The sequence below is a fragment of the Roseateles sp. NT4 genome, assembly GCF_051857475.1.
Taxonomy (GTDB): domain Bacteria; phylum Pseudomonadota; class Gammaproteobacteria; order Burkholderiales; family Burkholderiaceae_C; genus Pelomonas.
The window spans coordinates 762,969-788,661 of the sequence record NZ_JBPZGZ010000003.1 but is presented as its reverse complement, the minus strand read 5'-3'; the positions used below and the strand labels follow the sequence as shown (position 1 = coordinate 788,661).

The window sequence follows — 25,693 nt, the reverse complement described above, 5'->3', positions numbered from 1 at the left end:
ATCCCTAAGCTGGCGCAAGACTCGCACTGCATAATCGTTTTCGACCTGCAGTCCCCGAGTCCGCGCCCATGCTGATCCAGTTCTTCTACACGCTGCGTGCCGCCAAGCTCAAGGTGACGGTGCCCGAGTACCTGACGCTGCTGGAGGCCCTGCAGGCCGGCGTCATCGGCGGCCCCGACAACGGCGGCGTGGCCAGCATCGACGACTTCTATCACCTGGCCCGCACCAGCCTCGTCAAGGACGAGACCCAATACGACAAGTTCGACCGCGCCTTCTCCGCCTACTTCAAGGGCGTGGAGATGCTGACTGACTTCACGGCCGAGGTGCCGCTGGAGTGGCTGCGCAAGCAGCTGGAGATCGAGCTCACGCCCGAGCAGAAGGCCGCCATCGAGAAGATGGGCTGGAACGAGCTGATGGAGACGCTGAAGAAGCGTTTCGAGGAACAGAAGGAGCGCCACGAGGGCGGCAACCGCTGGATCGGCACCGGCGGCACCAGCCCCTTCGGTAACAGTGGCTACAACCCGCAAGGCATACGCATCGGCGGCGCCGGCGGCAACAAGAGTGCCGTCAAGGTCTGGGAGCAGCGCGCCTACAAGGACTACGACGACACGCTGGAACTCGGCACGCGCAACATCAAGGTCGCCCTGCGCCGCCTGCGCCGCTTTGCGCGCGAAGGCTCGGAGCTGGAGCTGGACCTGGACGGCACCATCCACGGCACGGCGGCCAACGCCGGCATGCTGGACATCCGCATGCAGCCCGAGCGCCACAACAAGGTCAAGGTGCTGCTGCTGATGGACGTCGGCGGCACCATGGACGAGCATGTCCATCGCGTCGAGGAACTCTTCAGCGCCGCCAAGAGCGAGTTCAAGCACCTCGAGTTCTATTACTTCCACAACTGCGTCTACGACTTCGTCTGGAAGAACAACCGGCGCCGCTTCGCGGAGAAGCTCAACACCTTCGACCTGATCCGCAAGTACAACCGCGACTACAAGCTCATCTTCGTCGGCGACGCGACCATGAGCCCCTACGAGATCCTTCAGGTGGGCGGCAGCGTCGAATACAACAACGACGAGGCCGGCGCCGAGTGGCTGCAGCGCCTCACCCACGCCTTCCCCAAGTACGCGTGGATCAACCCCGAGCCGCAAGGCGTCTGGCAGTACCGGCAGAGCATCGCGCTGATCCAGCAGCTGATGCAGCAGCGCATGTTCCCGCTGACCCTCTCCGGCCTCGAAGGCGCGATGCGGCTGCTCAGCAAATGACGCGTCTCGTCGCACTGCCTTTTGCAGTGCTTTTTGCAGTGCTGCTCAGTGCCTGCGCGACCCAGGCCCCGCCCCAGGCTCCCGCCCCCCCGGCGCCCGACATCCCGGCCGACGCGCCGGCCGTCTACAGCCTGGACATCCGCATCGACGGCGACAGCCGTGATGCCGGCGCGCTGCAGAGCCTGCTGGCCCAGAACCTCGATCTCGCCCGCTACCGCGCCAGCGAGGCTGCACTGAGCAAGGTCGAACTGGCCCGCCTGGCCGCGGCCGCACCGGCCCAGGCCGAAAGCCTGCTGGAGACCGAAGGCTATTTCAGCGCCAAGGCCGATGTGGACCGCGACCCGGCGGACGAGACGCGGCTGCTGTTGAAGGTCACCCCGGGGCCGCTGACGCGGGTCGGCGAACTCGACATCGAATTCACCGAAGGCCTGGCCGACGAGGAGGCCAAGGCCCTGCGCGAAAGCCTGCGCAGCGCCTGGCCGCTGAAGAAGGGCGCCGCTTTCACCCAGCAGCAATGGGCCTCGGCCAAGAGCGATGTGCTGCTGCGTGCCCGCAACGGCGGCTACCCGCTGGCGCGCTGGGGCGAGACCGCCGCCCGTGTCGACCCCGAAGCGCAGACGGCCGACTTGCACCTCGTGCTGGCCAGCGGCAACCGCGCCAGGCTGGGCGCCTTGCGCATCGAGGGGCTGAAGCGCCAGAGCCGCGACGCCATCGAGCGTCTGACCGGCTTCGACAAGGGCGATGGCTACACCGAGCAGAAGCTGGCCGAATTCCAGGAGCGCTTGGCCAAGACCCAGCTCTTCGACGCGGTGCGGGTGCAATTGCTGTCCGAGACCCCCGACGCCGATGGCACGACGCCGGTGCAGGTCACCGTGACGGAGTCGGCCCTGCAGCAGGCCACGGCGGCCGTCGGCTATCACAGCAACACCGGCCAGAGCGTCAGCGTCGAGCATCTGCATCGCCGGCCCTTCGACCTGCCGGTGCGCCTGCGCAGCAAGCTGCAGCTCAGCCGTGAGCTGAGTGGCGCCGAGTTCGAGCTCAGCTCGCATCCCCAGCCCGACCTGCACCGCAATCTCGCGTCTCTGCAGTTCGAGCAGGACCGCACCGGCGACACCATCGCCACCAACCTCGGCATCCGCCTGGGCCGCCTCTACGAATCGACGCGTGACGAACGCCTCAGCTATGTCGAGTTGCTGCGCGCCCGCGAGACCGAAGGCCAGCAGGTCAACACCAACCTGGCCCTGTCCATCAACCAGCAGTGGATTCGCCGCCGCCTGGACAGCACCCTGCTGCCCACCGACGGCCATCAGGCCCTGGCCCTGGTCGGCTTCGGCTATGCCAAGGGCGGCGGCACCGACAGCAGCGGGCCCTTCGGCCGCATGCAGTTCAAGCTGGGCGTCTACAAGCCCTTCGGCGGCTGGTTCGCGTCGGCACGCGCCGAGGTCGCCCAGGTCATCGCCAGGCAGCAGGTCGGCGTGCCCGAGAAACTGCTCTTCCTGGCCGGCGGCGACGAGTCCGTGCGCGGCTATGCCTATCGCAGCCTCGGCCCGCAGAACGATGCCGGCCTGACCGTTGGCGGCCGCGTGATGGCCACCGGCAGCCTGGAGATCGCGCACCCCATCATGCCGAGCTTCCCGGCCCTGTGGGGCGCGGCATTCATCGACGCCGGCAATGCTGCCCGGCGCTGGGGGGAATACAGCCCCGTCGTCGGCTATGGCGTCGGCGTGCGCTGGCGCAGCCCGGTGGGGCCGCTGCGCGTGGACGTGGCTCGGGCGCAGGAGACCGGCAAGTGGCGGCTGCACTTCAGCGTGGGGATCACGTTATGAAGCCAGACGCTGCGACTGCGCCGAACAGTGTGGGGATCACGCTGTGAGGCGCTCCCTGCGCGTGCTGCGCGCCTTCCTGATCGCACTGGTGCTGGTGCTGGTGCTGGCTGCCGGCTTCATCTTCTGGTTGCTGCAGCGGCCGTCCGGCGGCGCCTGGCTGCTGGCCCATCTGCCCGGCATCCAGATCGAGGCGCCGCAAGGCTCGTTGATGGGCGAGTTCAGCGCCCGCCGCCTCGTCATCAGATGGACCGGCGGCTCGGCCGAGCTGCGCGGCCTGCACTGGAAGGGCCTGGGTCTGACGGCCAGCAGCGGCCTGCTGCTGGCCCGCGAGCTGGCGGTGGACGAGGTCGTCATCCGCAGCCAGGCCAGCGACAAGCCCCTGGTGTTGCCACCCGACCTGACCCTGCCCATCGGCGTGCAGATCGCCAGCCTGCGCGTCGCCAAACTCAGCTGGTCGCCCGACCAGCCGCCTCTGCTCGGCCTGGACGCCCAGCTCGACCTGCCGCGCCGCGGCACACACGAGATCCAGCTCAAGGCCGCGCGCTGGCAACACCTGACGCTGGCCGGCAAGGCCCGCATCGAGACCGCGGCACCACTGCAGACCGATGCGACGCTGCGTGTGCAGCAGACCGAAGCCACCGACCTGCCCTGGACGGCGATCGCCGCCGTGACCGGACCGTTGGCCAAGCTCAAGGCCAAGGCCGAACTGGAAGCGGCCCACCAGACACTGAAAGCCGACGGTGAAGTCCAGCCCTTCGCGCCCTGGCCCGTCAATGCCCTGCAGCTGAAGGCCGACAAGCTCGACCTGGCCGCCCTGATGCCGGGCCTGCCGCGCACCGCGCTGAGCGGCGAGGCCCAGCTGAAGGCACCCGCCCGCGATGCCGAGGCGACGCTGCAGGCCGATCTGCACAACGCCGGCGCCGGCCGCTGGGACCAGGGCGCCCTGCCCGTCACCCGCCTCGTCATCGCCCTGGCCGGCCGCCCCGACCAGCCCACCAGCCTGCGCCTGACCGCCCTGGATGCCGAGCTGCCCGGCGGCGGTCGCGTGCAGGGCAAGGGCCTGCGCGAAGCCGACGGCCGCTGGCAGCTCGACGCCCGGGTACAAGGGCTGAGACCCGAGGCCCTGGATGCGCGCGCCACACCCGCGCGCCTGGACGGCCCGCTGACCCTCGCCGGCAGCAAGGCCGGCCCGCTGAATGCCAAGCTCGACCTCGCCGGCACGATCGAGAACCGCCCGCTGCGGCTGAAGGCCCAGCTGCGCGGCGAAGGCACGAAGTGGCAGATCGAGGATGCCCGCCTGGCCAGTGGCGACGCCACCCTACAGGCCAGCGGCCGCATTGATACCAGCAGCACCGCCGGCGCTGCCCAGCTCAAGGCCCAGTTGCGCCAGTTCGACCCCCATCTGCTGTGGCGCGGCGTCCCTGGATCGGCCTGGGCCCGCCTGCCCGGTCCGACGCGCCTCAATGCCGAGGCGGACGTGGATGTGCGCGGCAAGACCTTGAACACGCTCAGCGGCAACGCCTATGTCCGCCTGCTGCCCGGTCAGTTCGCCGGGCTGCCGCTGGAGGGCCGCATCAAGCTGCAGCGCGAGCGCGCCGCCGACCCGGCCGTCTTCGACGTCGAGGGCCGCCTGGGCAACAACCGCGTGCAGACCCAGGGCGAAGCCCGGGCCGAGGCGGTCACCGGCACGGCCCGGCTGAAGGCCGGTGCTCTGGCCGAACTGAATCCGCTGCTGGCCCTGTTCGGGCAGCAGCCCATCGCCGGCCAGGGCGAGGGTGAAGGCAGTTACCAGCTGATGCGGGGCGCCAAGGGCTGGCAGCTGGGCGGCAGTGGCAAGCTGGCCCTCGCCTCGGCCAAGGCCTTGGGCACCAGCATCGCCAGCATCAAGGCGCGTTGGGAGCTGCCCCTGCCCGGCGTCGATGGCGATGGCCCCGTCGCGCTCAACCTGGACATCAGCCAGCTGCGCGACCCATTGGCCCAGCTCTCCAGCGCCAGGATCGACCTGCAGGGCCGGCGCAGCGGCCACGACGTGAAGGCCGAGGTCAAGGGCAAGGTCACCCGCGAGTCGGAGGACCTCGCGCTGAACGCCCAGCTCCAGGCGCGCGGCCGCTGGGATGGCCAGGCCTGGACCGGCCGCGTGGCGCGCATCGACATCGGGCCGCTGCGCCCCAACACGCCGCCGCTGCTGGCGGCCAAGGACATCAATCTGCGCTGGGCCAGCGACGGCCCGCGCCTGCAGGCCGAGCCCGGCCGCGCCGAGGTCGGTGGCGCCTTCGTGCGCTGGCAAAGCCTGAGCTGGACTGGCGGTGAGCACCCCGAAGCCCGTGCCGATCTGCAACTGGAGGACCTGGCCGCCGCGCCGCTGCTGGCGCGCTGGCAGCCCGACTTCGGCTGGGGCGGCGACCTGCGCGTGACCGGCCATGCCTCGCTGTTGCTGAACGACCGATTGACGGCCGAGCTTCTGATCGAGCGCCAGGGCGGCGACCTGCGCGTGACCGACGAGTTCGGCCAGCGCGCCCTGGGCCTGACCGATCTGCGCCTGGCCGTCAACGTGAAGGACGGTGTCTGGCAATTCGCCCAGGGCATCGCCGGCAGCGAGCTCGGCAGCCTGGGCGGCGCGCTGACGCTGCGGCCCACCGGCCTCTGGCCCGACGCGCAGACACCGGTGCAGGGCGTGCTGCAGGCCAATGTCGCCCACCTCGGCACCTGGGGCAGCTGGGTGCCGGCCGGCTGGCGCCTGGGCGGCCGCGCCGCGGCCACCGTGCAGCTGTCGGGGCGACTGGGCGCGCCCGACCTCAACGGCCGCGCCGAGGGCGAGAACCTGGCCCTGCGCCATCTGCTCTATGGCGTCGACGTGACCGAGGGCCGCTTCGTGCTCGACCTCAAGGGCCAGCACGCCGAGCTGTCCAAGCTCGAGGCCCGCGGCGGCGATGGCTGGCTGCGTGCCAGCGGCACGGCCGAGCTGGGCGCGCAGCCCAAGGCGCATATCGGCATCACGGCCGACAAGCTGCGCGTGCTGTCGCGCGTGGACCGCCGCCTCGTCGCCAGCGGCGAGGCCACGCTGGACCTCGACGCCAAGGGATTGAAGCTGGACGGCAAGCTGCGCGCCGACGAGGGCCTGTTCGACTTCAGCCGCTCCGACGCACCGGCCCTGGCCGACGACGTCACGGTGCTGCGCGGGCCGCGCCCAGCGAGTGACGGGGCGCCCACCGGGCCTGCCGCCCCCAAGGCCGCGCGCAACAGCACCGTCAACATCGCCCTCGATTTCGGCGACGACTTCAAGGTGCGCGGCCGCGGCCTGGCCACGACGCTGCGGGGCCAGCTGCAGGTCAGCCAGAACAACGGCCCGCTGCGGGTGGCGGGCAAGCTCGACGCCCACGGCGGCCAGTACGCGGCCTACGGCCAGAAGCTGGACATCGAGCGCGGCGACATCCGCTTCACCGGCGCCTACGACAACCCGTCGCTGGACCTGCGCGCCGTGCGCCCCAACCTGGACGTGCGCGTCGGCGTCTACGTCACCGGCACCGCGCTGGCGCCGCGTGTGAGCCTGTATTCCGAGCCCGAGATGAGCGACACCGACAAGCTCTCCTGGCTGCTGCTGGGACGCGGCCCCGACGGCCTGGGCCGCACCGACACGGCCCTGCTGCAGCGCGCCGCCCTGGCCCTGCTCAGCGGCGAAGGCGAAGGCCCGACCGGCAAGGTGCTGCGCAACCTCGGCCTGGACGAGCTGTCGCTGTCGCAGAGCGATGACGACACCAAGGCCACCATCGTGCGCCTGGGCAAGCAGATCTCGCGGCGCTGGTATGTGGGCTATGAGCGCGGGCTGAACGCGACGACAGGCAGCTGGCAGCTCATCTACCGCATCGCCCAGCGGTTCACCTTGCGCGCACAGGGTGGTGAGGACAACGCGCTGGACCTGATCTGGCAATGGAAATGGGACTGAGGCAGGACGTCCGGCATGCTGGCCAAATGGCATGAGTGGCACCTCTCGGCCTGCGCTGTAAGACAAAGCCGTGTCGATACGGTCTGCACATCGGCCATCAGCCAGCGCCCTCCTACAGAGCGACGCGCCGCAAGCCCCCTCCTCCGCCCTCGCCTGCCTACACATCTGAAGGCCGACAAGGACGAAATTTGAATCACAGCTTCACCGCTGTGATGCCGAAGGAGGATCACGATGTCTCAGTCCAGGCTTGCTTCCCAACAAGACGCGATCGTCATGCCGGTGCCCGCACCGCAGCCCGAGCCGAAATTCGCCGCCAAGACCACGCTCGCTGAAGCTCTACCAGCCGAGGCAGAGCCCACCCATCTGCTGCACTTCGAGCCCCTGTCGGCCCAGAGTGCCGGGCTGGACATCCCCTGCGACCCGCAGGGCCGCGTCGGCCTTGATGCGCTCGGCGACAAGCTGCGCAACGACTACTTCTTCGCCCGCGCGCTGATCGGTCGCCTGTTCGACAAACCCATCGTCAAGCAGGCCCTGCCGCTGATGCACGCCTGAGCGATCAGGTGCCGTCCTACAGCCGCTGCGCGGTGCGCCCGACAACGGCTGTCACATCCCTCAACGAGGATTCCGACCATGTTCTCTGAATCCCTCTCCCCGCTGACCGTGCCGCTGTTGCCGGTCGAAGCCGACCTGGTCGATGCCGATCTCGACGTCTCCCTCAGCACGCCTTCCACGCTGGTCGTCAACGCCAGCCTCGAACTGCAGACCAGCGAGGCCATGGATCTGTCCCTGGTCATTCCGCGTTCGCGCTGCAACGGCGAGCGCCCGCGCCTGGCGGCCCTGCTGGACGCCGTACAGGCCGCTGTGGCGCGCGCCACGCGCGGCGGCACCCTGCACCAGCCGCGCCGCGTGCTGACGCGCGTGGCCGGCCAGCCCCACCTCGTCACCCAGTTCTGACCGGCCTGGTCAAACTTCACGAACCGTCGCCTGCGGCCCCGGTTCGCGGGTGTTGGCGTTCTTTACAAGACAAGTTCAGAAATCCCTAGATATAGGGATTGAATCCTTTTGAATCAAATGCTTGCAAACGCTGGCATGACGATTGCTTAAAGCTGGGTACTGCGGGCTGCATCAGCCATCGCAGCTGCCGCTTGAAAATTCAAAAGGAATCCTGGAATGAAGAAGATCGCCCTGGTTGCCGCTCTTGCAGGTCTGGCCATTGCCCAGTCGTCCATCGCCGCCCCGCTGATGACGACCGAACTGCCGAGCAACGCCTACATCACCATCAACGGTTACGACGTGGCCTGGGTTTCGCCCTGGAGCCAGCACACCACGCCTGGCGGCGGCATCGACTATTCCGTGCAGGCAGCATATGGCTGGCAAGCCATGACCAAGGCGATCTATGACCAGATCGGCGGCCTGACTGCCTACAACTTCTCGTTCGTCGGCGCCAACGTCGACTACGTGACCGGCAACAACCGCGACGAGGCCAGCGGCGCCTACGTGTCCTACGTCCAGAACGCCCCGGCCCACGACGTGGCCGTGGCCACGCCCTGGTTCACCCAGTACACCTGGATCGACTGGAACCAAGGCGTTGCCGGCCAATGGAGCCTGGCCGACATCGACATCGGTGGTGGCTGCGCCTATTCGTGCAATGAATCGCTGGCCTACCGCGTTCACGTCAACGCCAACACCGTTCCCGAGCCGGCATCGCTGGCCCTGGTCGGCCTGGGCCTGGCCGCTGCCGGCCTGCGTCGCCGCAAGCAAGCCGCCTGAGCGAGCTTCACCCCCTCTGAGCCCCGGCCCTGCCGGGGCTTTTTTTCGCCGGCTCGACGCTACTTCGACCGACCGTCGAACTCCGTGATGGTCACGGCCTTCAGGTCGATGTCTTCCAGACAGCGGATATTGATGGCCGCCATCGCCGAGCCGTCCGGCCCCTTGCCCTCGCCATAGGGGTGCATGCCGCAGGTCGGGCAGAAGCGGTGCCGGATGACGTGTTGGTTGAAGGTATAGCTGCTGGCGTTCTCATCCGGCGTCAGCAGCTTCAGCGCCGTGCGCGGCACGAACCACAGCAGCGAACCCTTGCGCTGGCAGATCGAGCAATTGCAAGACAGCGCCGAGGCCGGCTCGACCTCGACCTCGAACTTGATGCGTCCGCAATGGCAGCTTCCGTGATGCGTCATGGCCCTGTCTCCTTGTGTGCCGCATGCTGCCAGAAAGCCCTCGCGACCCCATGAGAGAATGCGCGCCGCTCGACGGCGTGGCCACACGCCGAGCAGCAGTCTCTCCGTAGTTCAATGGATAGAACGGCCGCCTCCTAAGCGGCAGATACAGGTTCGATTCCTGTCGGAGGGACCAGCACGGCCGAGGCCCGGCAGGCGCTACTCGTCGTCTCCCACCGTGAGGTTGAACTGGGCGGCCACCGTGTCCTGCCACTCCTCCCGGTTGCTGCTCTTCACTTTGGCGGCAGCAGCGCTTCCGAAGTCTTCCTCGAACCGCTTGGCCTGGGCTTCACGCTTGCGCTGAGCACGTTCTTCGACGCGCCGGAACCTTGCGACAAAGCGCTTGGGCATCTTCTCCAGCAGCGCAGCAAAGCCCGCCGGCTTGTTGGCCTTCACAGGGCCGTCCGAGCGGCGTCGCGCTCGATACCCTCCCCGTCTTCTTCATCGGCCACCGGCACTGTGATGTGCGTCATGGCGGCGCTCGCCGGTTGCAAGGCGTCGGGGCTGGGCGGGGTAGCGGTTGGGGCTGTCATGGTGGCTCCTGTTTCGATGGAGCCAGTCTCGAAGCCATGCCGCAAGGCGGCTATCGCCCCTTGGTGGGGCCAAAGGGGGATGGGTGACGAAGCATCCCCCCAGCTCCCCCAAAAGAGGGAGGCCGCCCGGGATCAGGCGTAGGTGTTCAGATGGCGCCCCACGCCGCCTTCGGCGGCCAGCGCTGGCGGCTGCGGCAGCGCGTTGAGCAGGGCCATGGCGCCGTCCTGTTGAACATCCAGGGCCTTGCGCAGCACCAGCAGGTTGACTGCATCGGCCGTTTCGCCCTGGGTCTGGGTAACGGCCGTGTTGACGGCCGTGGAGTTGGCGATGTTCATGTCGCGTGTATCGGCAGGCCCGCTCAGGACTTGAGACCCGGGTTTGTATCCGTCTGCAAGTCGACGCGGCCGCGCAGTCTGACCTTGCTTCGGCCACCCGCATCGCAAGAATCGTGGGTTCGCTTCACCGAGGAATCCCGATGCCCGCTCCTGCCCTCCGCGCCCTGGGCGCCGCCTGCCTGCTGGGCATTGCCGCCGCGGCCTTGGCCGCCGACCAGGTCGTCACCCTGCCGCTGAAGGAAGCCTGGTTCGAGGGCGAGATCGTGCACTACGTCAGCACCGACATCTCCGACCCCGGCATCGCCAAGAAGCAGGGCATCAACTATGTGCCCGCCCTGGCCGACACGCTCAAGCCCGGCATGCCGGTCGAGAAGGCCTACAAATTCCCCAATGACGAGCAGGCCACCGTGCTGCCCTCCATCCCGCGGCCGGTGGGCGGCGCCAACGCCGACGCGAGCTACAGCCCGCTGTGGGTGCTGACCATGGTGCGCTGGAAGCCCGGCGTCGCGCCGCACACGTTGACCTCCGAGGAGGCCGTGCTGGCCGCCGAGGAAAAGGGCGAGGTCGAGCTGACCCGCACCAGGATCGTCGCGAACTGGCCCGTCGTGCGGGCCCGCGGCGCCGCGCTGCAGGGCGTACGCTGATGCTTGGCCCAGCTTGCGCAAGACTTGCCAGCGGCTGACATGGTGCTGTAAGCCCTGAGCAGGCGCCGATGGCCGCGATCCTCGCGGCTAGAGTGGCGCGGCCTTGCCGGCCCGACGCACAGGGCCTGTCCATGCCTTTCACCCGCCTCGACGCCCTCCGCCGCTCCTGCGCCCCGCTCTGCCTGGTCTGCATCTCCTTTGCGGCCCACGCGGGCGGCAGCTTGCTGCTGCTGGAAGCGCCCCCGGCCGAGACCACCTGGTCGGGCGGCCTGTCGGTGCGAGGCTGGCCGCGGGCGCCTGGCAGTGCACGCCAGCGCGAGACCCTGCTGCCGGCCCTGGACTACGAGTCCCCCAGCGGCGTCTTCGTGGCCACCGACACCGGCATCGGCTGGAACGCCGCGCGGCAGCTGCTGGGCACCGAAGCCGCCAAGGACTGGCAACTGGGGGCACGGCTGTGGCCGCAGTCGGGCCGTTCGCGGCGCGAGTCGCCACCGGGCGTTGATCGCCTCGGCTCGCGGCTGATCACCCAGCTGTTCGCCAATGTGCAGGCCACGCCCGAGCTGCTGCTGCAGTCCGGCCTGTCCTGGGGCAGTGGCCGCCACCACAACGGTGACCAGCTCGAGCTGGGAGCCACCAGCGGCATCCCCGTTGGCCAGGACCTGCTGGCCATCAGCCTGGCCACCACCTATGCCAACGCCGCCCACCTGCGTGGCAGCTTCGGCATCGGACCTGGCGAGGCCCAGGCCAGCGGCCTGCCCGAGTTCCACCCCCACAGCGGCTGGCAGGACTGGAGCATCGCGCTGAGCGCCGAGCACAAGTTCTCGGACCATTGGTCGGTCAACGGCCAGTGGCTGCACACGCGGCTCATCGGCCAGGCTGCCAAGTCACCCCTCACTCACAGCCGCGACCAGCCATCCTTCATCGTCAGCGTCTGGCACCAGTTCTGAGGCATGTCCGAGATCGTGCTTTACGTGCTGCCCATCTTTCTGCTGCTGATGCTGGCGGAGTGGGCCTGGGGCCGCCGGCGAGGCCACAACACCTACGGCCTGGCCGACACCCTCAGCAGCCTCAGCCAGGGCCTGCTCAGCCAGGCTGTGGCCGTCGTCACGCCGCTGTTCCAGACCGGCCTCTACGCCGCCGTGCACAGCCGGCTGGCCCTGCTGCCCGGCACGCCGTGGCAGGGCGCAGTCGGCGCGCTGGCGGCCGTCGTCATGTACGACTTCTGCGACTACTGGCTGCACCGCACCAGCCACGAGAGCGCGCTGTTCTGGGCCGCCCATGCCGTGCACCACCAGAGCGAGCATTTCAACCTCAGCACGGCGCTGCGCCAGGAGAGCCTGTATTCGGTGATGGGTGCGCCCTTCTTCCTGCCCATGGCCCTGCTGGGCGTGCCGACGGCGCAGTACGCGCTGGCCGGCATCGTCGTGCTCTTCTACCAGTTCTGGATCCACACCGAACACATCGGCCGCCTGGGCTGGCTGGACCGGGTGCTGTCGACTCCGTCCAACCACCGCGTCCACCACGCCGTGAACCCGTGCTATCTGGACCGCAACTACGGGGCCATCTTCGTCATCTGGGACCGACTCTTCGGCAGCTTCACCGAAGAAACCGAACCCTGCGTCTACGGCACCGTCAAGCCGCTGGCGAGCTGGAACCCGCTGGCCGCGGTGGGGCAGTTCTATGCCGAGCTGTGGCGGCGCATGCGGGCCACGCCGCGCTGGGCCGACAAGCTGCGCGTGCCCTTCAAGTCGCCCGGCTGGATGCCCCCGGGCGCGGCGCCGTCCGCCCTGCCCATCGAGGCCCGCCTGAGCCAGCCCCGCTTCGATCCGCCCACAGCGCGCCGGGCGAGGATGGCGGCTGTCGCCCTGTTCGTGCTGACCGCTGCAGCCACGGGCGTGTGGCTGTGGTTCGCGGACGACCTGGGCGCCGCAGCCAACCTGTCCGCGGCCGCAGCCCTGGCGACGGGGCTTTGGGGCGTCGGCGCCCTACTTTCACGTCCCGCATAAGCATCCCGCTTTTCCTTCGTTCCGCGAGGAAGGCGGCTTCCCTATCGTTGCGGCCTGAATTGAATCAGGCCGCCATGCACATCACCAGCCTCTCCGCCAGCCCCAGCGAACGCTCGCGTTCCGCCTGGCTCACGCAGTTCGCGCTGACGCGGCTGGAAGGCCGGGGCACGCAGCAGGACCACATCCTGGTGCGCGACCTGCCCGCCGCCGCGCTGCTGAATGCGGATGTGCAGGACCGGGCCATCGCCGCGGCCGTGCAGGCCGTCGAGCAGGCCGATCTCGTCGTCATCGGCACGCCCATCTACAAGGCAGCCTACAGCGGGCTGCTCAAGGTCTTCCTGGACCTGCTGCCGCCCGACGCGTTGCGCGGCAAGCTGGTGCTGCCCCTGGCCACCGGCGGCAGCCCGGCCCATTTCCTGGCCCTGGACTACGCCCTCAAGCCGGTGCTGTCGGCCCTAGGTGCCCGCCACGTGCTGGACGGCGTGTTCGCCACCGACGCCCAGCTGCGCCGCCATGAAGCGGGCGGCTTCGTGCCCGAGCCCGACCTGATCGCGCGCCTGGACCGCGCCCTGGCTCCTCTCACCTCGGGCTCACCGCGAATGCCGACGCGGCTGGAGCCCGCGCTCAGCTGTTGACGCCTGCTCCGCCGCACACACCACCGCTTGTCTCCTCGCCTCCCGCACGGGATCGGCGACTTCATCCCGGCGCCACTGGGTGCTGATCGGGTGCGCCTCGGCGCCGGGATCTTTTTGCACAGGACACGACTCATGCTTTTCCGTTCTCTCCTCCGCTGGACCGCGCCGCTGTTGATTGCGGCCACCAGCCTCCACGCCTCGGCGCAGACCACCTTGCGCATCGGCTTCCAGAAATCTGCCAGCCTGCTGACGCTGCAGAAGTCCTCGGGCTCGCTGGAGAAGAAGCTCGCGCCCCTGGGTGTCAGCGTGAAATGGGTCGAGTTCCCCGCCGGCCCGCAGCTGCTCGAGGGTCTCAACGTCGGTGCCGTCGACGTGGGCTTTGTCGGCGAGGCCCCGCCCATCTTTGCCCAGGCGGCAGGCGCCCAGTTCGTGTACATCGGGTACGACCCGGCCGCACCGGAGGCCGAAGCCATCGTCGTGCCCAAGGACTCGTCCATCAAATCGGTCGCCGAGCTGAAGGGCAAGAAGGTCGCACTGAACAAGGGCAGCAATGTCCACTACCTCATCGTCAAGGCGCTGGAAAAGCAGGGCCTGAAGTTCAGCGACGTGCAGGCCGTCTACCTGCCGCCCGCCGATGCGCGCGCCGCCTTCGAACGCGGCGCCGTGGATGCCTGGGTGATCTGGGATCCCTTCCTGGCCGCCGTCGAGAAGCAGAGCGGCGCCCGCGTGCTCGCCGACGGTCGCGGCATCGTCAACAACTACGCCTACTACCTGGCCGAGCGCGGCTATGCCGAGAAGCAGCCGCAGGTCATCCGCGCGCTGTTCGAGGACACGCAAGCCCAGGCCAACTACCTCAAAGCCAATACCAAGGCCGCCGCGACCGTCATCGCCCCGTTGCAGGGGCTGGAGCCCGACGTGGTCGAGAAGAGCCTGACGCGCTACCAGTTCGGCGTGAAGCCGCTGACGCCGGCCGTCGCCGCCGAACAGCAGAAGATCGCCGACACCTTCCATGCCCTGGGCCTGATCCCCAAGTCCATCCGCGTGGCCGACGCCCTGCCCGGCACAGCCAAGCTGGCGGAGGCGGGCAAATGAGCGGCCACCACACGACGCGGCGCGCCGCCGTCGCCATCCTCGCGACGACGGCGGCAGTCTGGACCCGCGCGCAGTCGCAGCCGCAATTGCGCGTCGGCTTTCAGAAGGGCTCACTCAACCTCGCGCTGCTGAAGAGCTATGGCCTGCTGGAGCAGCGCCTGCCGGGCACGCGCATCCAGTGGATCGAGTTCCCCGCCGGCCCGCAGTTGCTGGAAGCCCTGGCCCTGGGCAGCGTGGAGTTCGGTGCCACGGGCGACGCGCCACCGGTGTTCGCGCAGGCAGCCGGCAAGGACGTGGTCTATGTCGGCGCCGAGCCGCCCAAGCCCGACAGCTCGGCCATCCTCGTCAAGCCCGATTCGCCGCTGAAGACGCTGGCCGATCTGAAAGGCCGCCGCGTCGCGCTGCAGAAGGGCAGCAGCGCCCATTTCCTGACGGTCCGCGCCGTCAAGAAGGCCGGCCTGACCTGGAACGACATCCAGGCCGTCTACCTGCCGCCCGCCGATGCACGCGCTGCCTTCGAGCGCGGCTCCGTGGACGCCTGGGCCGTCTGGGACCCCTACTACGCCGCGGCCGAGGTCACGGGCGAGCTGCGCGCGCTGGCCACCAGCCGCGGGCTGACCAGCAACAACACCTTCTACCTGGCTTCGCAGGCCCTGGGCCGCGAGGCCGCCCTGCTGAAGACGCTGTTCCAGGCCCTGACCGACACCGACTCGCGCGTGCGCACCGACCGCCGCGACGCGGTGCAGCGCTATGCCGAGTTCGCCGGCCTGCCGCTGGCGACGGTCTACAAGATGGTCGAGCGCCGCGGCGCCGCGCCGGTGGGCCCGCTGACGACGGAGCTGGTCAAGGAACAGCAGCTCGTCGCCGACTCCTTCACCGAGCTTGGCCTCATCCCGCGCTCCATCCGCGTGGCCGATGCCATCGCCACGCCGATCAAGAAGGCATGACATGAAGATCTTCTGGTTCATCCCCACCCACGGCGACAGCCGCTACCTCGGCAGCTCACGCGGCGCGCGCGTGGCCGACCATGCCTACTTCAAGCAGATTGCCATCGCCGCCGACAGCCTCGGCTACGAGGGCGTGCTGCTGCCCACCGGTCGTTCATGCGAAGACTCGTGGATCGTGGCGGCCAGCCTCATCGATGCGACCAAGAATCTGAAGTTCCTGGTCGCGCTACGCCCCGGACTGGTGGCGCCCTCGCAGAGCGCCCGCATGGCGGCCACGCTGGACCGACTCTCGGGCGGCCGCCTGCTGGTCAACCTCGTCACCGGCGGCGACCCCGACGAACTGGCCGGCGATGGCCAGTTCCTCGGCCATGCCGAGCGCTACGAGCAGTCGGCCGAGTTCATCCGCATCTGGCGCGAACTGCTGACCCGCTCGCACACCGGCGAGCCGCTGGACCTGGACGGCGAACACCTCAGCGTCAAGGGCGGCAAGGTGCTCTACCCGCCCATCAACAAGCCCTATCCGCCGGTGTTCTTCGGCGGCTCCTCGGGCCCGGCCCACGACCTGGCCGCGGAGCAGGTCGACACCTATCTGACCTGGGGAGAACCTCCCGCCGAGGTCGAGAAGAAGCTTGCCGATGTGCGCGAACGTGCGGCCATCAAAGGCCGCCAGCTGCGCTACGGCATCCGGCTCCACGTCATCGTGCGCGAGACCGAGGACGAGGCCTGGCGCGCCGCCGGCGAGCTGCTGTCCGAGCTGGACGAGGCCACCGTGGCTGCGGCCCAGGCACGCTTCAAGAGCATGGACTCGGTCGGCCAGCGCCGCATGGCCGAGCTGCATGGCGGCCAGTTCAACAAGGCCGATGTGCGCCAGGGACTGGAGATCTCCCCCAACCTCTGGGCCGGTGTCGGCCTCGTCCGCGGCGGCGCGGGCACCGCCCTGGTCGGCAGCCCGCAGCAGGTGGCGGACCGCATCCAGGAATATTCGGACATCGGCCTGGAGTACTTCATCCTCAGCGGCTATCCGCATCTGGACGAGGCGCATCGCTTTGCCGAACTGGTGTTCCCGCTGCTGCCGCTGAATGTGCGCGAGAAGCTGACGGCGCCCACGTTGACGGGGCCCTTCGGCGAGATCGTCGCCAACACGCTTTTACCCAAGGCCGTGTCGGCCAGTTGAACCATGCTGAAGCGCCTCACCCCCTGGCTGCTGCCCGCGGCCATCCTCATCGCCTGGGAGATCGCCTCGCGCAGCGGGGCGCTGTCGGCGCGCATCCTGCCCGAGCCCGCCGCCGTGGGCGCGGCTTTCTGGCAGCTGCTGCGCTCGGGCGAGCTGGCGCATCACGTCGGCGTCAGTGCCGCCCGGGCCTTCTCGGCACTGGCCATCGGCGGCGGCCTGGGGCTGCTGCTGGGCCTGCTGACAGGCACCTGGAAGCGTGCCGAAGCCTTGCTCGACACGACGCTGCAGATGCTGCGCAACATCCCGGCGCTGGCGCTGATTCCTCTCGTCATCCTGTGGTTCGGCATCGACGAGGCGGCCAAGCTGGTGCTGGTGGCCGTGGGCGTGTTCTTCCCGGTCTACCTCAACACCTTCCACGGCATCCGCAACGTCGACCGCGACCTCATCGAGATGGCGCGCAGCTACGGCCTGTCGGGCTGGCAGCTCTACGCGCAAGTCATTCTGCCCGGCGCCCTGCCCTCCATCCTGGTCGGCCTGCGCTTCTCGCTGGGCCTGATGTGGGTGCTGCTCATCGTCGCCGAGACCTTGTCGGCCCAGGCCGGCATCGGCTATCTGACGATGAACGCCCGCGAGTTCCTGCAGACCGACATCGTGCTGGTCGGCATCCTGCTCTACGCCGTCCTCGGCAAGCTGGCCGACGTCGTCGCGCGCTGGCTGGAGAAGGCTTGGCTGCCCTGGCACAAGGGCTATGCCGAACAAGGAAGCTGACCATGTGGCTGACCGAATACGACTCCCCCGTGCTGCCGCGTGAACCAGTCGCTGAAGCCTCCTCGCCCGCGCGCGACACCTCGCATGGCCTGGCCCTGCAGCTGCACGGCGTCGCCAAGTCCTTCGGCGCCCGCCATGTGCTGGAGAACCTGGACCTGAACGTCGCCCCCGGCGAGTTCGTCGCCCTGGTGGGCCGCAGCGGCTGCGGCAAGAGCACGCTGCTGCGCCTCATTGCCGGCCTGGACGCGCCGACCGCCGGCCGCATCGAGGCTGGCGTGGCGGAAGAACGCCGGCTGATGTTCCAGGATGCCCGCCTGCTGCCGTGGAAGCGCGTCGTCGACAACGTCGCCCTGGGCCTCGAAGGCCGCGATGCGCGCGACCGCGCGATGGAAGCCCTGTCCCAGGTCGGCCTGGCCGGCCGCGGCGGCGACTGGCCGGCAACGCTGTCCGGCGGCCAGCGCCAGCGCGTCGCCCTGGCCCGCGCCCTGGTGCACCGCCCGCGCCTGCTGCTGCTCGATGAGCCTCTGGGAGCGCTGGACGCGTTGACGCGGCTGGAGATGCACCGCCTTATCGAGCAACTGTGGCGCCGCCACGGCTTCACGGCCCTGCTCGTGACCCACGACGTCGCCGAGGCCGTGGCCCTGGCCGACCGCGTGCTGCTGATCGACCGCGGCGGCATCGCGCTGGATGCGACGGTGGCTTTGCCGCGGCCGCGTTCACGCACGGCGGCTGGGTTTGCCGAGCTGGAGGAGCGCGTGCTGCGCTATATCGTGGGGAACGATGCGACCGGGTGACGCGGCGTGTTCATCGCGCAGTCGCCGCGAACGTCGCACCCGCGTCGCCGAAGGCCAGCACGCTGTTGCCGTAGCTTTCCAGCGGAACGCGCATGTACTGGCTCCACTGCTGTCGGGGGTTCCAGTCGCGACGGCCAACGGGCGTGACCAGCGCGAAGGCGAACGGCTTGGCCGTCACGATGAGGCCATCCTTGCCGTCGAACTCATCCGGATCGCCGTACTCCACGACCCGGGCCTCAACATGGCTCTGGAGCAATCGCGCCACCACGGATGCGCCGAGCAGGCGCTGCTGAAAGATCTCCATATGGCCGCGCTTGGTGTGCGTATCCATGCCGTAGACCTTCTGCAGCAACTCGCTTGACGGCACATAGACCGTCAGCGGCGCCGCGGCCGGCAAAGGGCGCATGCCGTCGTACCTGGTCTTGATGAAGTTCACATAGTTGGCAATAGGCATCGCCATCGCCCGGTCGCCCGGGTAGCGCCAGCCAAAGCCCTGGCCACAATCGACCCGCCATACCAATGACGCCTCGGGCCCCGGCGACGCGATGAGTGCCTGCGCTCTCGGGTTGGTTGCCACTTCGTCGACGCTCATCGTGTTGCGGGCCAGCCATTGCTTCCACACGAAATCGTCCCGCGGGCTGGACTCGACCCAGCCGTAGCTCCCGCTGCCGCACGCCTTGGTGGCCGCCTCGGCAAGGCCGGCGCGATAGACGTAGTCGACATCATCTGCCGTGATGCGGTACTCCTGGCGCGTGCCGTTGAATGCCTGCAGCACGAAGTGCCCATCGGTGCCTTCGACCTTGACCACCAAGGTCGCCTTGTCGAAGGCCTGCATGCCACGGTGTATGGCGGTATTGGTGCCGGTCAAAATTTCATTGATCTTGCCTGCGAAGCGGTTCATCGGGTTGTCCGACAAATCGCCCGCCAGCGCGGCGGAACCGGCGAAGCCAGCAATGGCGGCCAAGGCAAATCGGCTGAGGATGCGATTCATGTCTTGTTCTCTCGGTGAAGCGGTTGCACAGCGGTTCAGTTGCCCTCGGGCGAGAAGTACAGCGTCTTGCCGCACTGCTCGCAGACGTGGGCGCGCGTGTAGCTGTGATTCATCAGGTTGCGCAAAGACAGGCGTTCACCGCCGCAGTGGCGGCAGCGCAAGCGACCATGGGCTTGCACCGCCTCGGGAAATGTCTGTCGGTACCAGGCGTAGTCGTGGCGCTTCCAGATGCTTCGCTGCGAAACAAAGCCGATGACGTTGCAGACAAAGGCGCCGGGCACGATCGCGAAGCCACCCAGAGCCAATGCGTTCTTTGGAATCGTCACCAGCCCCACGGCGTATGCCGCGGCGCAAAACAGCGGCAGCAACCACAGGTGATAGCGCGCTTCGGGGATGTCGTAAGTTTGCGTGTGCATGGTGTCGGGCGGCTGTGAGATGGGAGGACGATAGGCAGCTGCCCGCCGGGGCGACGCATCGATGTGACGAGCGTCGCAGGAGGGGGATGAACGTGGCTGCGGGCCGATGAACGCCGGCGCCGCCAGCCCGTTCACATTGCGCGAAACAGGTGGTGGTTGGCTACTGAGACCTTCAGTCGCTCGCCACGCCCCTTCAGCTCGATCTCTACCACTTCGCCCTTGCGGTGAACGGCATGCACGAAGCGACGGTTCACGACCGTGGAGCGGTGGGTCTGCACGAAGCTGCCGGGATCCGTCTGCTCCAGAACTTCCTTCAGCGTCAACCGCAGCAGGCCTTCGCAGTCATGGGCCACAACGCGGGTGTATTTGGTGTCGGACTCGAAGTAGAGAACGTCCTGCAGATGCACCATGCGCACCTGCTCGCCATGCGCACCTGTAGCCACCTGCAGCCAGTCGAGCCGCCGGGTGTCCTGCGGCCACACGGGTGGCGGCGAAACCGGTGCGGTCACGCCGAGGCGCTGTAGCGTGCTCAGCAGCCGTTCGGCCGCCTGGGGGTCGCCTTCGGCGAGTTGGCGCTTGAGCTTGGCGATGACTTTCACCAGCCGTGCCGTTTCAACGGGCTTCACCACATAGTCGACCGCATCGGCCTCGAAAGCCTCGACAGCATGGTCCGAATACGCGGTGACGAAGACGATGCGCGAGGCAGTGGTCTTAGCACGGGCGACCTCCAGGCCGGTCATGCCCGGCATGCGGATGTCCAGGAAGGCCACGTCCGGGCGCAGAGCCTCGATCTTCAACAAGGCCGTCAATCCATCCTCGGCCTCGGCGCGAATCTCGAGCTCCGGCCAGAGCGCCCGCAGATGCTCGCGCAACGCGGCACGCATCATGGGCTCGTCGTCGGCGATGACAGCGGTAGCCACGATCTCAATCCTCCTTCGTCAGTTCTTGTGGTGCTTCGTCGGGCAACACGATCAGCACGCGCGACATGACGCCGCCGCCAGCCACATCGGCCACCATCAGTTCAGCCCTTTCGCCATAGATGCCGGCCAAGCGCTCGCGGATGTTGGCCAGGCCAGCGCCGCTCCCGCCCGTGTTGGCGCGGCCCAGGCCGACGCCGTTGTCCACGACATCCAGCACGAGCCGGCGGCCGGTCGCGGTCGGCTCGACAACGGCACGTACCGTGATCGCCACGGGCCCTAGCTTGGGTTCCACGCCATGCCTGAGCGCGTTCTCCACCAGCGTCTGCAGGACCAGTGGTGGGAAAGCCAGCTCATGCAGGTCCCGGGCCAGTTCCACCTTGACCGTCAGCCGTCCACCCATCCGCATGCGCGCGATCTGCAGGAAGGCGTCGGCGAGCTCGAACTCCTGCTCCAGCGTCGACATCGGTCGGCGCATCTTTGGCATGGCATGGCGCAGGTAGCGGATCAACTGCGTCAGCAAAAAGTCCGCCGCATTCGCGTCGCGCTTCACCAGGTATTGCAGCGAGGCCAGCGTGTTGTAGAGGAAATGCGGCTCGATCTGCGCCTGCAGCATGGCCAGTTGCGCCTCCGCAAGCTGCCGGCCTCGCTCGGCCGCGGACGCCCGCTCCTGCTGCTCCGCCAGCCGCGCCTGCCAGCGGCTGACGACGATATCCCTCAGCCACAGCATCATCACCAGCACGCCCACTGAAGGCACCGGCACCCACACCAGGAGCTCCCAGACCCGATCCAGCGCCATGGCGCCGGCCAGCAGGCTGAGGCAGCCTCGCGCCGTGAAGATGCCTGTCAGCAGGCCGAAGACGGACGCCACGGCCAGCAGCCCCGTCACTACATGGCGTGGAGGCGTTCTGCCCCAACGCCTCACGACCAGTACCGCGAGCAGCTCGAAGGGCAGCAAGGTGAGCACGAAGATGACGAATGCCGCACAGGCCGGCCGCGCGAAAGGATCCGGTGCCCCGGGCGGACCGTAGAGCATGCCAGCGCCGAACAGCGCCAGCGCCGCGGCATAGCCAAGCACATGCAGCAGGATGACAGCCGGCGTCGCAGGGACGTGGGACAGCAGTCCACGGCTGGGATGTACGCCACCGTCCAGCAGCACCGGGCTCTCCACCTTGCGATAGCGCCACATCATCACTGCGGCGAACAGCAGGCCCAGCGCTGTGGTCGACGCGCAGACCAGCAGCCCCGCAGACTCCATTCCATCGATGCTCATCAGCAACACGGAAAGCGTCAGGCCTAACCCCAAGCCGAGCCGGTACTGATTCATCGGCTTGCGCAGCATCCGTGGCGCGAGAAACGCCGCGTTCATGGGCGCCCACCGTCGATCAATGCCGCGAAGTACGGGACACAGCTGAGATCGGTCTTCATGCGATTGAGCCAACAGGCCAAGTGGGTATGGCTTGCATGGTGTTGGCTGGCCAGTGGCTCGTGGCGCGCGATCCGACGAACGTGGCCGGTGACGGACGAGCGAGGGCCATGCCGGGACGAAAGCCCCTGGGATTCCCTGCTCCGCAACCGCCGCTCGACTCCACGCCCGGCACCATAGTGGCTGCCGACAGTCGAGCCGGCGTGTCGAGCCGGTCCGGTGGGAACTAATGCACGGGCCTCAAGGTTCGACCGCCAGCCGAAGCGGCTGACGGACCGCGCCGGTGTGCTCAGTAGTCACCGGATGAAGGTCTCATTCACTTCTTGCATGCTGAATCGGCGCTTCGAGCGCCACCCGTTCTCCACAGCCCGAGCCCGGTCGGCCACGCTGCTGGCGGAGGTGTCTTACTTCACAGCGCCGCTCGACATCTCCATGATGAGGCGCGTCACCAGATAGAGCCGCTGCGGGATGGAGCGGATGTCGACATACTCGGCGTCGTTGGAGTGGGCGCCAAAGCCCGTCAGGCCCAGGCCTTCGATGACCGGCCCGCGCGCCTGCAGGGCGGCGAAGGCCGCATCCGTGCCGCCGCCGGTGGCGACCTCGGCCACCTGCATGGGCAGGCCCAGCTCGCCGTAGATGGCCTGGGCGCGCTTGGCCAGGGAGCGTGAGGCCTCGGTGGCCTCGAGCGGCGGGCGGCGCACCTCGAACTTCAGCTGCACCTTGGCCTCAGGCAGGCGCTTGAGCTGCACGCGGCGCTGCAACTCCTTCTCCAGGCGCTCGAAGTCCGCCACGCGCAAGGCGCGCGCGTCAGCCTGGGCCGTGGCCTGAGCCGGAATCACATTGCGGTTGGTACCCGCCTGGGCCACCGTCCAGTTGAGCTTCAGGCCCGTGGCCGGCTCCGACAGGTCCTGCATCTGCAGCAGTTGGTGGGCCAGCTCCGTCAGCGCGTTGATGCCGCCCTCCGGCCGCGCGCCAGCGTGTGAAGAGCGGCCTTCCACACTTAGGTAGGCCGAGCCGATGCCGCTGGTCGCCAGGCGCACGCCGCCCTGCGCGCCCGAGCCCTCGAAGGACAGCGTCATGTCCTGATCGGCCGCGGTGCGGGTGATGGTGGCGCGCGAGCCCGGCGAGCTGATCTCCTCATCGCCGTTGATCAGCACCGTCAGCGTGCCGTAGTCGGCTATGCCCGCCTTCTTCAGCAGCGCGATGGCATGCAGGATGGTGGCCACGCCCTGCTTGTCGTCGGCGATGGCCAGGCCGTAGGCGCGGTCGCCGTCGATGCGAAAGGGCTGGTCCTTCAGCATGCCCTTCAGGTAGACCGTATCCATGTGGGCGATCAGCAGCAGCTTCTTGCTGCCCTTCCCTTTGAACTGCGCCTTCACCATCTGGCCCTGGCGCTCCGGCGTGTCTTCCATGCGGTAGACGTCGCTGGGGTCGACCAGCATCACCTCACCGCCCAGGGCCTTGAGCTTGCCGGCGATGAGGCCGGCCAGCGAGGCCAGGCCCTCCAGGTCCTTGCTGCCCGATTCGATCTCGACCAAGGACTTCAGGGTCTCCAGCAGCGCGGGCTGCTCCTGCTTCGCCAGCTCCTGCAGTTGCTGGGACGTGGGGGCCGCCTGGCTCAGGGAAGCCGCCAGCAGCGCGGCGGTGGCGATCAAGGTGCGGACTTGCATGACGAGGGCGTGAAGCTGCGACGGCGCGACTGTGCCAGCGCCGGCCCGCCGCGCCCATCGACAAGTTTTCCCCACCCTATGCAGTGATGTAATAGGCCATGCGCTTTCGCTCGCCGTCGCTGGCCGAACTCCATGCCTTTGCCGCAGTGGCCGAGCTGGGCAGCTTCTCGGCGGCCGCCCAGGCCCTGTCGGTGACCCAGGGCGCCGTCAGCCGCGCAGTGCAGCGGCTCGAGGCGGAACTCGGCCTGGCCTTGCTGGCGCGCGGCGGTGCCCGTGTCGCCGCGACGCCCGACGGCGCGCGCTACCTGGCCCGCATCCGGCCCGCCCTGGACATGCTCGAAAGCGCAGTGCCCCTGAACGCCGCACCCGCCGTGCAAGCCCTGCGCATGGCGCCCGTGCCCTCGCTGTATGCACGCTGGCTGGTGTCGCGCCTGCCGGCCCTGCAGGCCCAGCACCCGCAGGTCAGGCTCGAGTTCCGCCGCTGGCGCCACGACGACGGCTTCGTCCGTGACGATGTCGATTGCTGGATCAATCCCAAGCCCAGCTCACACAGCCGCTGGCCCGAAGGGGTCATCGCCCAATACCTGCTGGGGCGCGAGTTGGTCGCCGTGTGCCGCCCCTCGCGTGCGGCGCGGCTCAAGCAGCCTCAGGACGTGCTCCAGCAGCCGCTGCTGCACCACAGCGCCCACCCCGGCGACTGGCCCCTCTGGCTCAAGGCCCAGGGCGTGCAGGCTGCTGCGCCGCCGCTGGCCACCGGCTTCGACCAGGCCGCGGCCCTGATCGAGGCCGTCGTCGCCGACATGGGCATCGCCGTGGTGCAGCTCTGCCTCATCGAAAGGGAGCTGGCCGCCGGGCAGCTCGTCCTGCCCTTCAGCGGCTGGGTCTCGTCGGGCCGGGGTTTCTATCTCTGCCGGCGCGCCGACCGCGAAGCTTCGTCCGAGCAGCACGCCTTCGCGCAGTGGGCCGTGGCCGAGAGCCGGCGCTGGCGGCGCCAGGCTCTGGCCGCACTCGGCTGACAACAGGCGAGCGAAGGACTTGCCGGCCATGGCACCATCGCGCCCCATGTCCATTCACATCGCCTGCCTCTGCGCCGCCTGGTGCCGCACCTGCGAGTCCTACCAAGAGGTCTTCGAAGCCGCCTGTGCCGAGCTGCCGCAGGACGGTCTGCAGGTGCGCTGGATCGACATCGAGGACGAGGCGGAGCTGATCGGCGACCTGGACATCGAAACCTTCCCGACGCTGCTGATCGCCGACGACACCCAGGTGCGCTTCGCCGGGCCGCTGACACCGCAGCCCGAGACGCTCAGGCGAGTGCTGCGTGCGCATCTGGCAGACGCAACGCCGGCGCGCGTCGATGCCGACTATCTGAAGCTGGCCAGTCGGCTGCGCTCCGGAACCTAGTCAGGCCGGCAGTCGCCGTAGGCCTCGGCGTAGGGCTTGCCAAAGCACTTCTCCAGGCCCATCAGCACCTTGAAGTTGATCTCGTTCTTGGGGCTCGCCTTGGCGGCGAGCCGGTGGACTTCATAGTGCCGCTCGAAGTCGGCGCGGTCGTTGCGCAGAAAGGCCACCGTTGCCAGCACATAGGCGTTCCAGCTGAAGTCCGGGTGCTGGGTCGCCTCGTCGGGGTTGGTCGTCAAGGCGGCCTGCGCCGCCGCAGCGGCATGGTCACCGCTCAGCGCCAGCGTCTGTGCCAGATGCCAACGCACATGGCGTTGCTCCGAAGCCTGGCGCTTCAGATAGCGTTGCAGCAGCTTGGACTGCTGAGCCGTGCATTCCCCGAGTTGACGCCAGCCTGCCTCGGTCTGATCAAACTCCCAGTAAGCCAGCTTCATCGCGGCGTCGCTGACTTCCTTGTATTTCTGCTCGCAATCGACCGACGGGTCTTTGGCGTCAGCACATGCCCCCGCACTCAATGCAGCGAGGAGAACCGGGAACAAGTGACAAGAGCGGAAAGTCATCGAGCGCCAGCCAGTTGCGAGGAGACGGCACGTTATCAGGCCAGCCAGGCCCGCCGCCCCTCCCTTGTCACCTCTTCAAGGGCTCACCTCGTAGAGCAGCCAGGGCGAAAGCAAGACGAATACGAGCAGCAGCAGGGCCGCG

27 protein-coding genes and 1 tRNA gene are annotated in these 25,693 nt (G+C 68.4%); 18 read left to right on the top strand and 10 right to left on the bottom strand.

Going from position 1 to position 25,693, the window contains the following annotated elements; translation table 11 throughout:
• Nucleotides 1-68 precede the first annotated feature (68 nt).
• The 6 genes from ACS5PN_RS22615 (at nucleotide 69) to ACS5PN_RS22590 (ending at nucleotide 8,798) form a co-directional block, all read left to right on the top strand.
• Entirely contained in the window at nucleotides 69-1,259 is a 1,191-nt protein-coding gene (locus ACS5PN_RS22615) for a vWA domain-containing protein (RefSeq protein ID WP_439466261.1), read from the top strand.
• A complete protein-coding gene (locus ACS5PN_RS22610) occupies nucleotides 1,256-3,085 on the top strand; it encodes an autotransporter assembly complex protein TamA (protein ID WP_439466260.1) in 1,830 nt (609 codons plus the stop codon). Before ACS5PN_RS22615 ends, ACS5PN_RS22610 begins: the two co-directional genes overlap by 4 nt.
• Before the next feature lie 43 nt (nucleotides 3,086-3,128).
• Nucleotides 3,129-7,028 carry a translocation/assembly module TamB domain-containing protein gene (locus ACS5PN_RS22605; protein ID WP_439466259.1) on the top strand — a complete coding sequence of 1,300 codons (3,900 nt, stop codon included), beginning with the start codon at nucleotides 3,129-3,131 and terminating at the stop codon, nucleotides 7,026-7,028.
• Between the two features lie 231 nt (nucleotides 7,029-7,259).
• Nucleotides 7,260-7,580, top strand: a complete 321-nt coding sequence (locus tag ACS5PN_RS22600) for a hypothetical protein (RefSeq protein ID WP_439466258.1) — start codon at nucleotides 7,260-7,262, stop codon at nucleotides 7,578-7,580.
• Between the two features lie 78 nt (nucleotides 7,581-7,658).
• Nucleotides 7,659-7,982, top strand: coding sequence for a hypothetical protein (locus ACS5PN_RS22595; protein ID WP_439466257.1), 324 nt, complete (start codon nucleotides 7,659-7,661; stop codon nucleotides 7,980-7,982).
• A 216-nt stretch (nucleotides 7,983-8,198) separates the two neighbouring features.
• A complete protein-coding gene (locus ACS5PN_RS22590) occupies nucleotides 8,199-8,798 on the top strand; it encodes a PEP-CTERM sorting domain-containing protein (RefSeq protein WP_439466256.1) in 600 nt (199 codons plus the stop codon).
• 59 nt (nucleotides 8,799-8,857) lie between these two features.
• Here ACS5PN_RS22590 and ACS5PN_RS22585 read toward each other — a convergent pair whose 3' ends face one another.
• Complete coding sequence (locus ACS5PN_RS22585) at nucleotides 8,858-9,205, bottom strand: GFA family protein (protein ID WP_439466255.1); 348 nt, start codon at nucleotides 9,203-9,205, stop codon at nucleotides 8,858-8,860.
• Nucleotides 9,206-9,305: 100 nt separating this feature from the next.
• Here ACS5PN_RS22585 and ACS5PN_RS22580 point away from each other — a divergent pair.
• Nucleotides 9,306-9,380: transfer RNA gene (locus ACS5PN_RS22580), tRNA-Arg, on the top strand.
• Nucleotides 9,381-9,403: 23 nt separating this feature from the next.
• Here ACS5PN_RS22580 and ACS5PN_RS22575 read toward each other — a convergent pair.
• The 3 genes from ACS5PN_RS22575 to ACS5PN_RS22565 all read right to left on the bottom strand — a co-directional run bounded on the left by ACS5PN_RS22575 (nucleotide 9,404) and on the right by ACS5PN_RS22565 (nucleotide 10,113).
• Nucleotides 9,404-9,640, bottom strand: coding sequence for a hypothetical protein (locus tag ACS5PN_RS22575; protein ID WP_439466254.1), 237 nt, complete (start codon nucleotides 9,638-9,640; stop codon nucleotides 9,404-9,406).
• Nucleotides 9,637-9,777: a hypothetical protein gene (locus tag ACS5PN_RS22570; RefSeq protein WP_439466253.1), complete on the bottom strand. Its 141-nt coding sequence runs from the start codon at nucleotides 9,775-9,777 to the stop codon at nucleotides 9,637-9,639. Before ACS5PN_RS22570 ends, ACS5PN_RS22575 begins: the two co-directional genes overlap by 4 nt.
• A 132-nt stretch (nucleotides 9,778-9,909) precedes the next feature.
• A complete protein-coding gene (locus ACS5PN_RS22565; RefSeq protein ID WP_439466252.1) occupies nucleotides 9,910-10,113 on the bottom strand; it encodes a YjfB family protein in 204 nt (67 codons plus the stop codon).
• Between the two features lie 140 nt (nucleotides 10,114-10,253).
• On the opposite strand from ACS5PN_RS22565, the gene ACS5PN_RS22560 reads away from it, so the two are divergent.
• The 9 genes from ACS5PN_RS22560 to ACS5PN_RS22520 all read left to right on the top strand — a co-directional run bounded on the left by ACS5PN_RS22560 (nucleotide 10,254) and on the right by ACS5PN_RS22520 (nucleotide 18,173).
• The gene (locus ACS5PN_RS22560) at nucleotides 10,254-10,757 is read left to right on the top strand and encodes a DUF7482 domain-containing protein (protein WP_439466251.1); all 504 of its coding nucleotides are present in this window, start codon (nucleotides 10,254-10,256) and stop codon (nucleotides 10,755-10,757) included.
• A gap of 131 nt (nucleotides 10,758-10,888) precedes the next feature.
• Nucleotides 10,889-11,704 carry a MipA/OmpV family protein gene (locus ACS5PN_RS22555; RefSeq protein ID WP_439466250.1) on the top strand — a complete coding sequence of 272 codons (816 nt, stop codon included), beginning with the start codon at nucleotides 10,889-10,891 and terminating at the stop codon, nucleotides 11,702-11,704.
• 3 nt (nucleotides 11,705-11,707) lie between these two features.
• On the top strand, nucleotides 11,708-12,763 hold the full coding sequence (locus tag ACS5PN_RS22550; RefSeq protein ID WP_439466249.1) for a sterol desaturase family protein: 1,056 nt from the start codon (nucleotides 11,708-11,710) through the stop codon (nucleotides 12,761-12,763).
• A gap of 74 nt (nucleotides 12,764-12,837) precedes the next feature.
• Nucleotides 12,838-13,398: an NADPH-dependent FMN reductase gene (gene ssuE / locus ACS5PN_RS22545; protein ID WP_439466248.1), complete on the top strand. Its 561-nt coding sequence runs from the start codon at nucleotides 12,838-12,840 to the stop codon at nucleotides 13,396-13,398.
• A 132-nt stretch (nucleotides 13,399-13,530) separates the two neighbouring features.
• A complete protein-coding gene (locus tag ACS5PN_RS22540; protein ID WP_439466247.1) occupies nucleotides 13,531-14,490 on the top strand; it encodes a sulfonate ABC transporter substrate-binding protein in 960 nt (319 codons plus the stop codon).
• On the top strand, nucleotides 14,487-15,437 hold the full coding sequence (locus tag ACS5PN_RS22535) for an aliphatic sulfonate ABC transporter substrate-binding protein (RefSeq protein WP_439466246.1): 951 nt from the start codon (nucleotides 14,487-14,489) through the stop codon (nucleotides 15,435-15,437). Before ACS5PN_RS22540 ends, ACS5PN_RS22535 begins: the two co-directional genes overlap by 4 nt.
• Before the next feature lies 1 nt (nucleotide 15,438).
• A complete protein-coding gene (ssuD, locus tag ACS5PN_RS22530; RefSeq protein ID WP_439466245.1) occupies nucleotides 15,439-16,611 on the top strand; it encodes an FMNH2-dependent alkanesulfonate monooxygenase in 1,173 nt (390 codons plus the stop codon).
• Between the two features lie 3 nt (nucleotides 16,612-16,614).
• Entirely contained in the window at nucleotides 16,615-17,379 is a 765-nt protein-coding gene (ssuC, locus tag ACS5PN_RS22525; RefSeq protein WP_439466244.1) for an aliphatic sulfonate ABC transporter permease SsuC, read from the top strand.
• 2 nt (nucleotides 17,380-17,381) lie between these two features.
• Complete coding sequence (locus ACS5PN_RS22520; protein ID WP_439466243.1) at nucleotides 17,382-18,173, top strand: ATP-binding cassette domain-containing protein; 792 nt, start codon at nucleotides 17,382-17,384, stop codon at nucleotides 18,171-18,173.
• A 10-nt stretch (nucleotides 18,174-18,183) separates the two neighbouring features.
• Here ACS5PN_RS22520 and ACS5PN_RS22515 read toward each other — a convergent pair whose 3' ends face one another.
• From ACS5PN_RS22515 to ACS5PN_RS22495, 5 genes are all read right to left on the bottom strand, one after another.
• Complete coding sequence (locus ACS5PN_RS22515; protein WP_439466242.1) at nucleotides 18,184-19,164, bottom strand: hypothetical protein; 981 nt, start codon at nucleotides 19,162-19,164, stop codon at nucleotides 18,184-18,186.
• Nucleotides 19,165-19,199: 35 nt separating this feature from the next.
• Entirely contained in the window at nucleotides 19,200-19,580 is a 381-nt protein-coding gene (locus ACS5PN_RS22510) for a hypothetical protein (RefSeq protein ID WP_439466241.1), read from the bottom strand.
• 131 nt (nucleotides 19,581-19,711) lie between these two features.
• Complete coding sequence (locus ACS5PN_RS22505; protein ID WP_439466240.1) at nucleotides 19,712-20,500, bottom strand: LytR/AlgR family response regulator transcription factor; 789 nt, start codon at nucleotides 20,498-20,500, stop codon at nucleotides 19,712-19,714.
• Nucleotides 20,501-20,504: 4 nt separating this feature from the next.
• Nucleotides 20,505-21,866, bottom strand: a complete 1,362-nt coding sequence (locus tag ACS5PN_RS22500; RefSeq protein ID WP_439466239.1) for a sensor histidine kinase — start codon at nucleotides 21,864-21,866, stop codon at nucleotides 20,505-20,507.
• A 461-nt stretch (nucleotides 21,867-22,327) separates the two neighbouring features.
• Nucleotides 22,328-23,593: a M20/M25/M40 family metallo-hydrolase gene (locus tag ACS5PN_RS22495; RefSeq protein ID WP_439466238.1), complete on the bottom strand. Its 1,266-nt coding sequence runs from the start codon at nucleotides 23,591-23,593 to the stop codon at nucleotides 22,328-22,330.
• 98 nt (nucleotides 23,594-23,691) lie between these two features.
• On the opposite strand from ACS5PN_RS22495, the gene ACS5PN_RS22490 reads away from it, so the two are divergent.
• Nucleotides 23,692-24,609 carry a LysR substrate-binding domain-containing protein gene (locus ACS5PN_RS22490; protein WP_439466237.1) on the top strand — a complete coding sequence of 306 codons (918 nt, stop codon included), beginning with the start codon at nucleotides 23,692-23,694 and terminating at the stop codon, nucleotides 24,607-24,609.
• A 46-nt stretch (nucleotides 24,610-24,655) separates the two neighbouring features.
• Nucleotides 24,656-24,994: a thioredoxin family protein gene (locus tag ACS5PN_RS22485; protein WP_439466236.1), complete on the top strand. Its 339-nt coding sequence runs from the start codon at nucleotides 24,656-24,658 to the stop codon at nucleotides 24,992-24,994.
• Here the strand turns inward: ACS5PN_RS22485 and ACS5PN_RS22480 are convergent.
• Nucleotides 24,991-25,425, bottom strand: coding sequence for a hypothetical protein (locus ACS5PN_RS22480; protein WP_439466235.1), 435 nt, complete (start codon nucleotides 25,423-25,425; stop codon nucleotides 24,991-24,993). The two genes, ACS5PN_RS22485 and ACS5PN_RS22480, sit on opposite strands and share 4 nt — an antisense overlap.
• Between the last annotated feature and the right edge of the window lie 268 nt (nucleotides 25,426-25,693).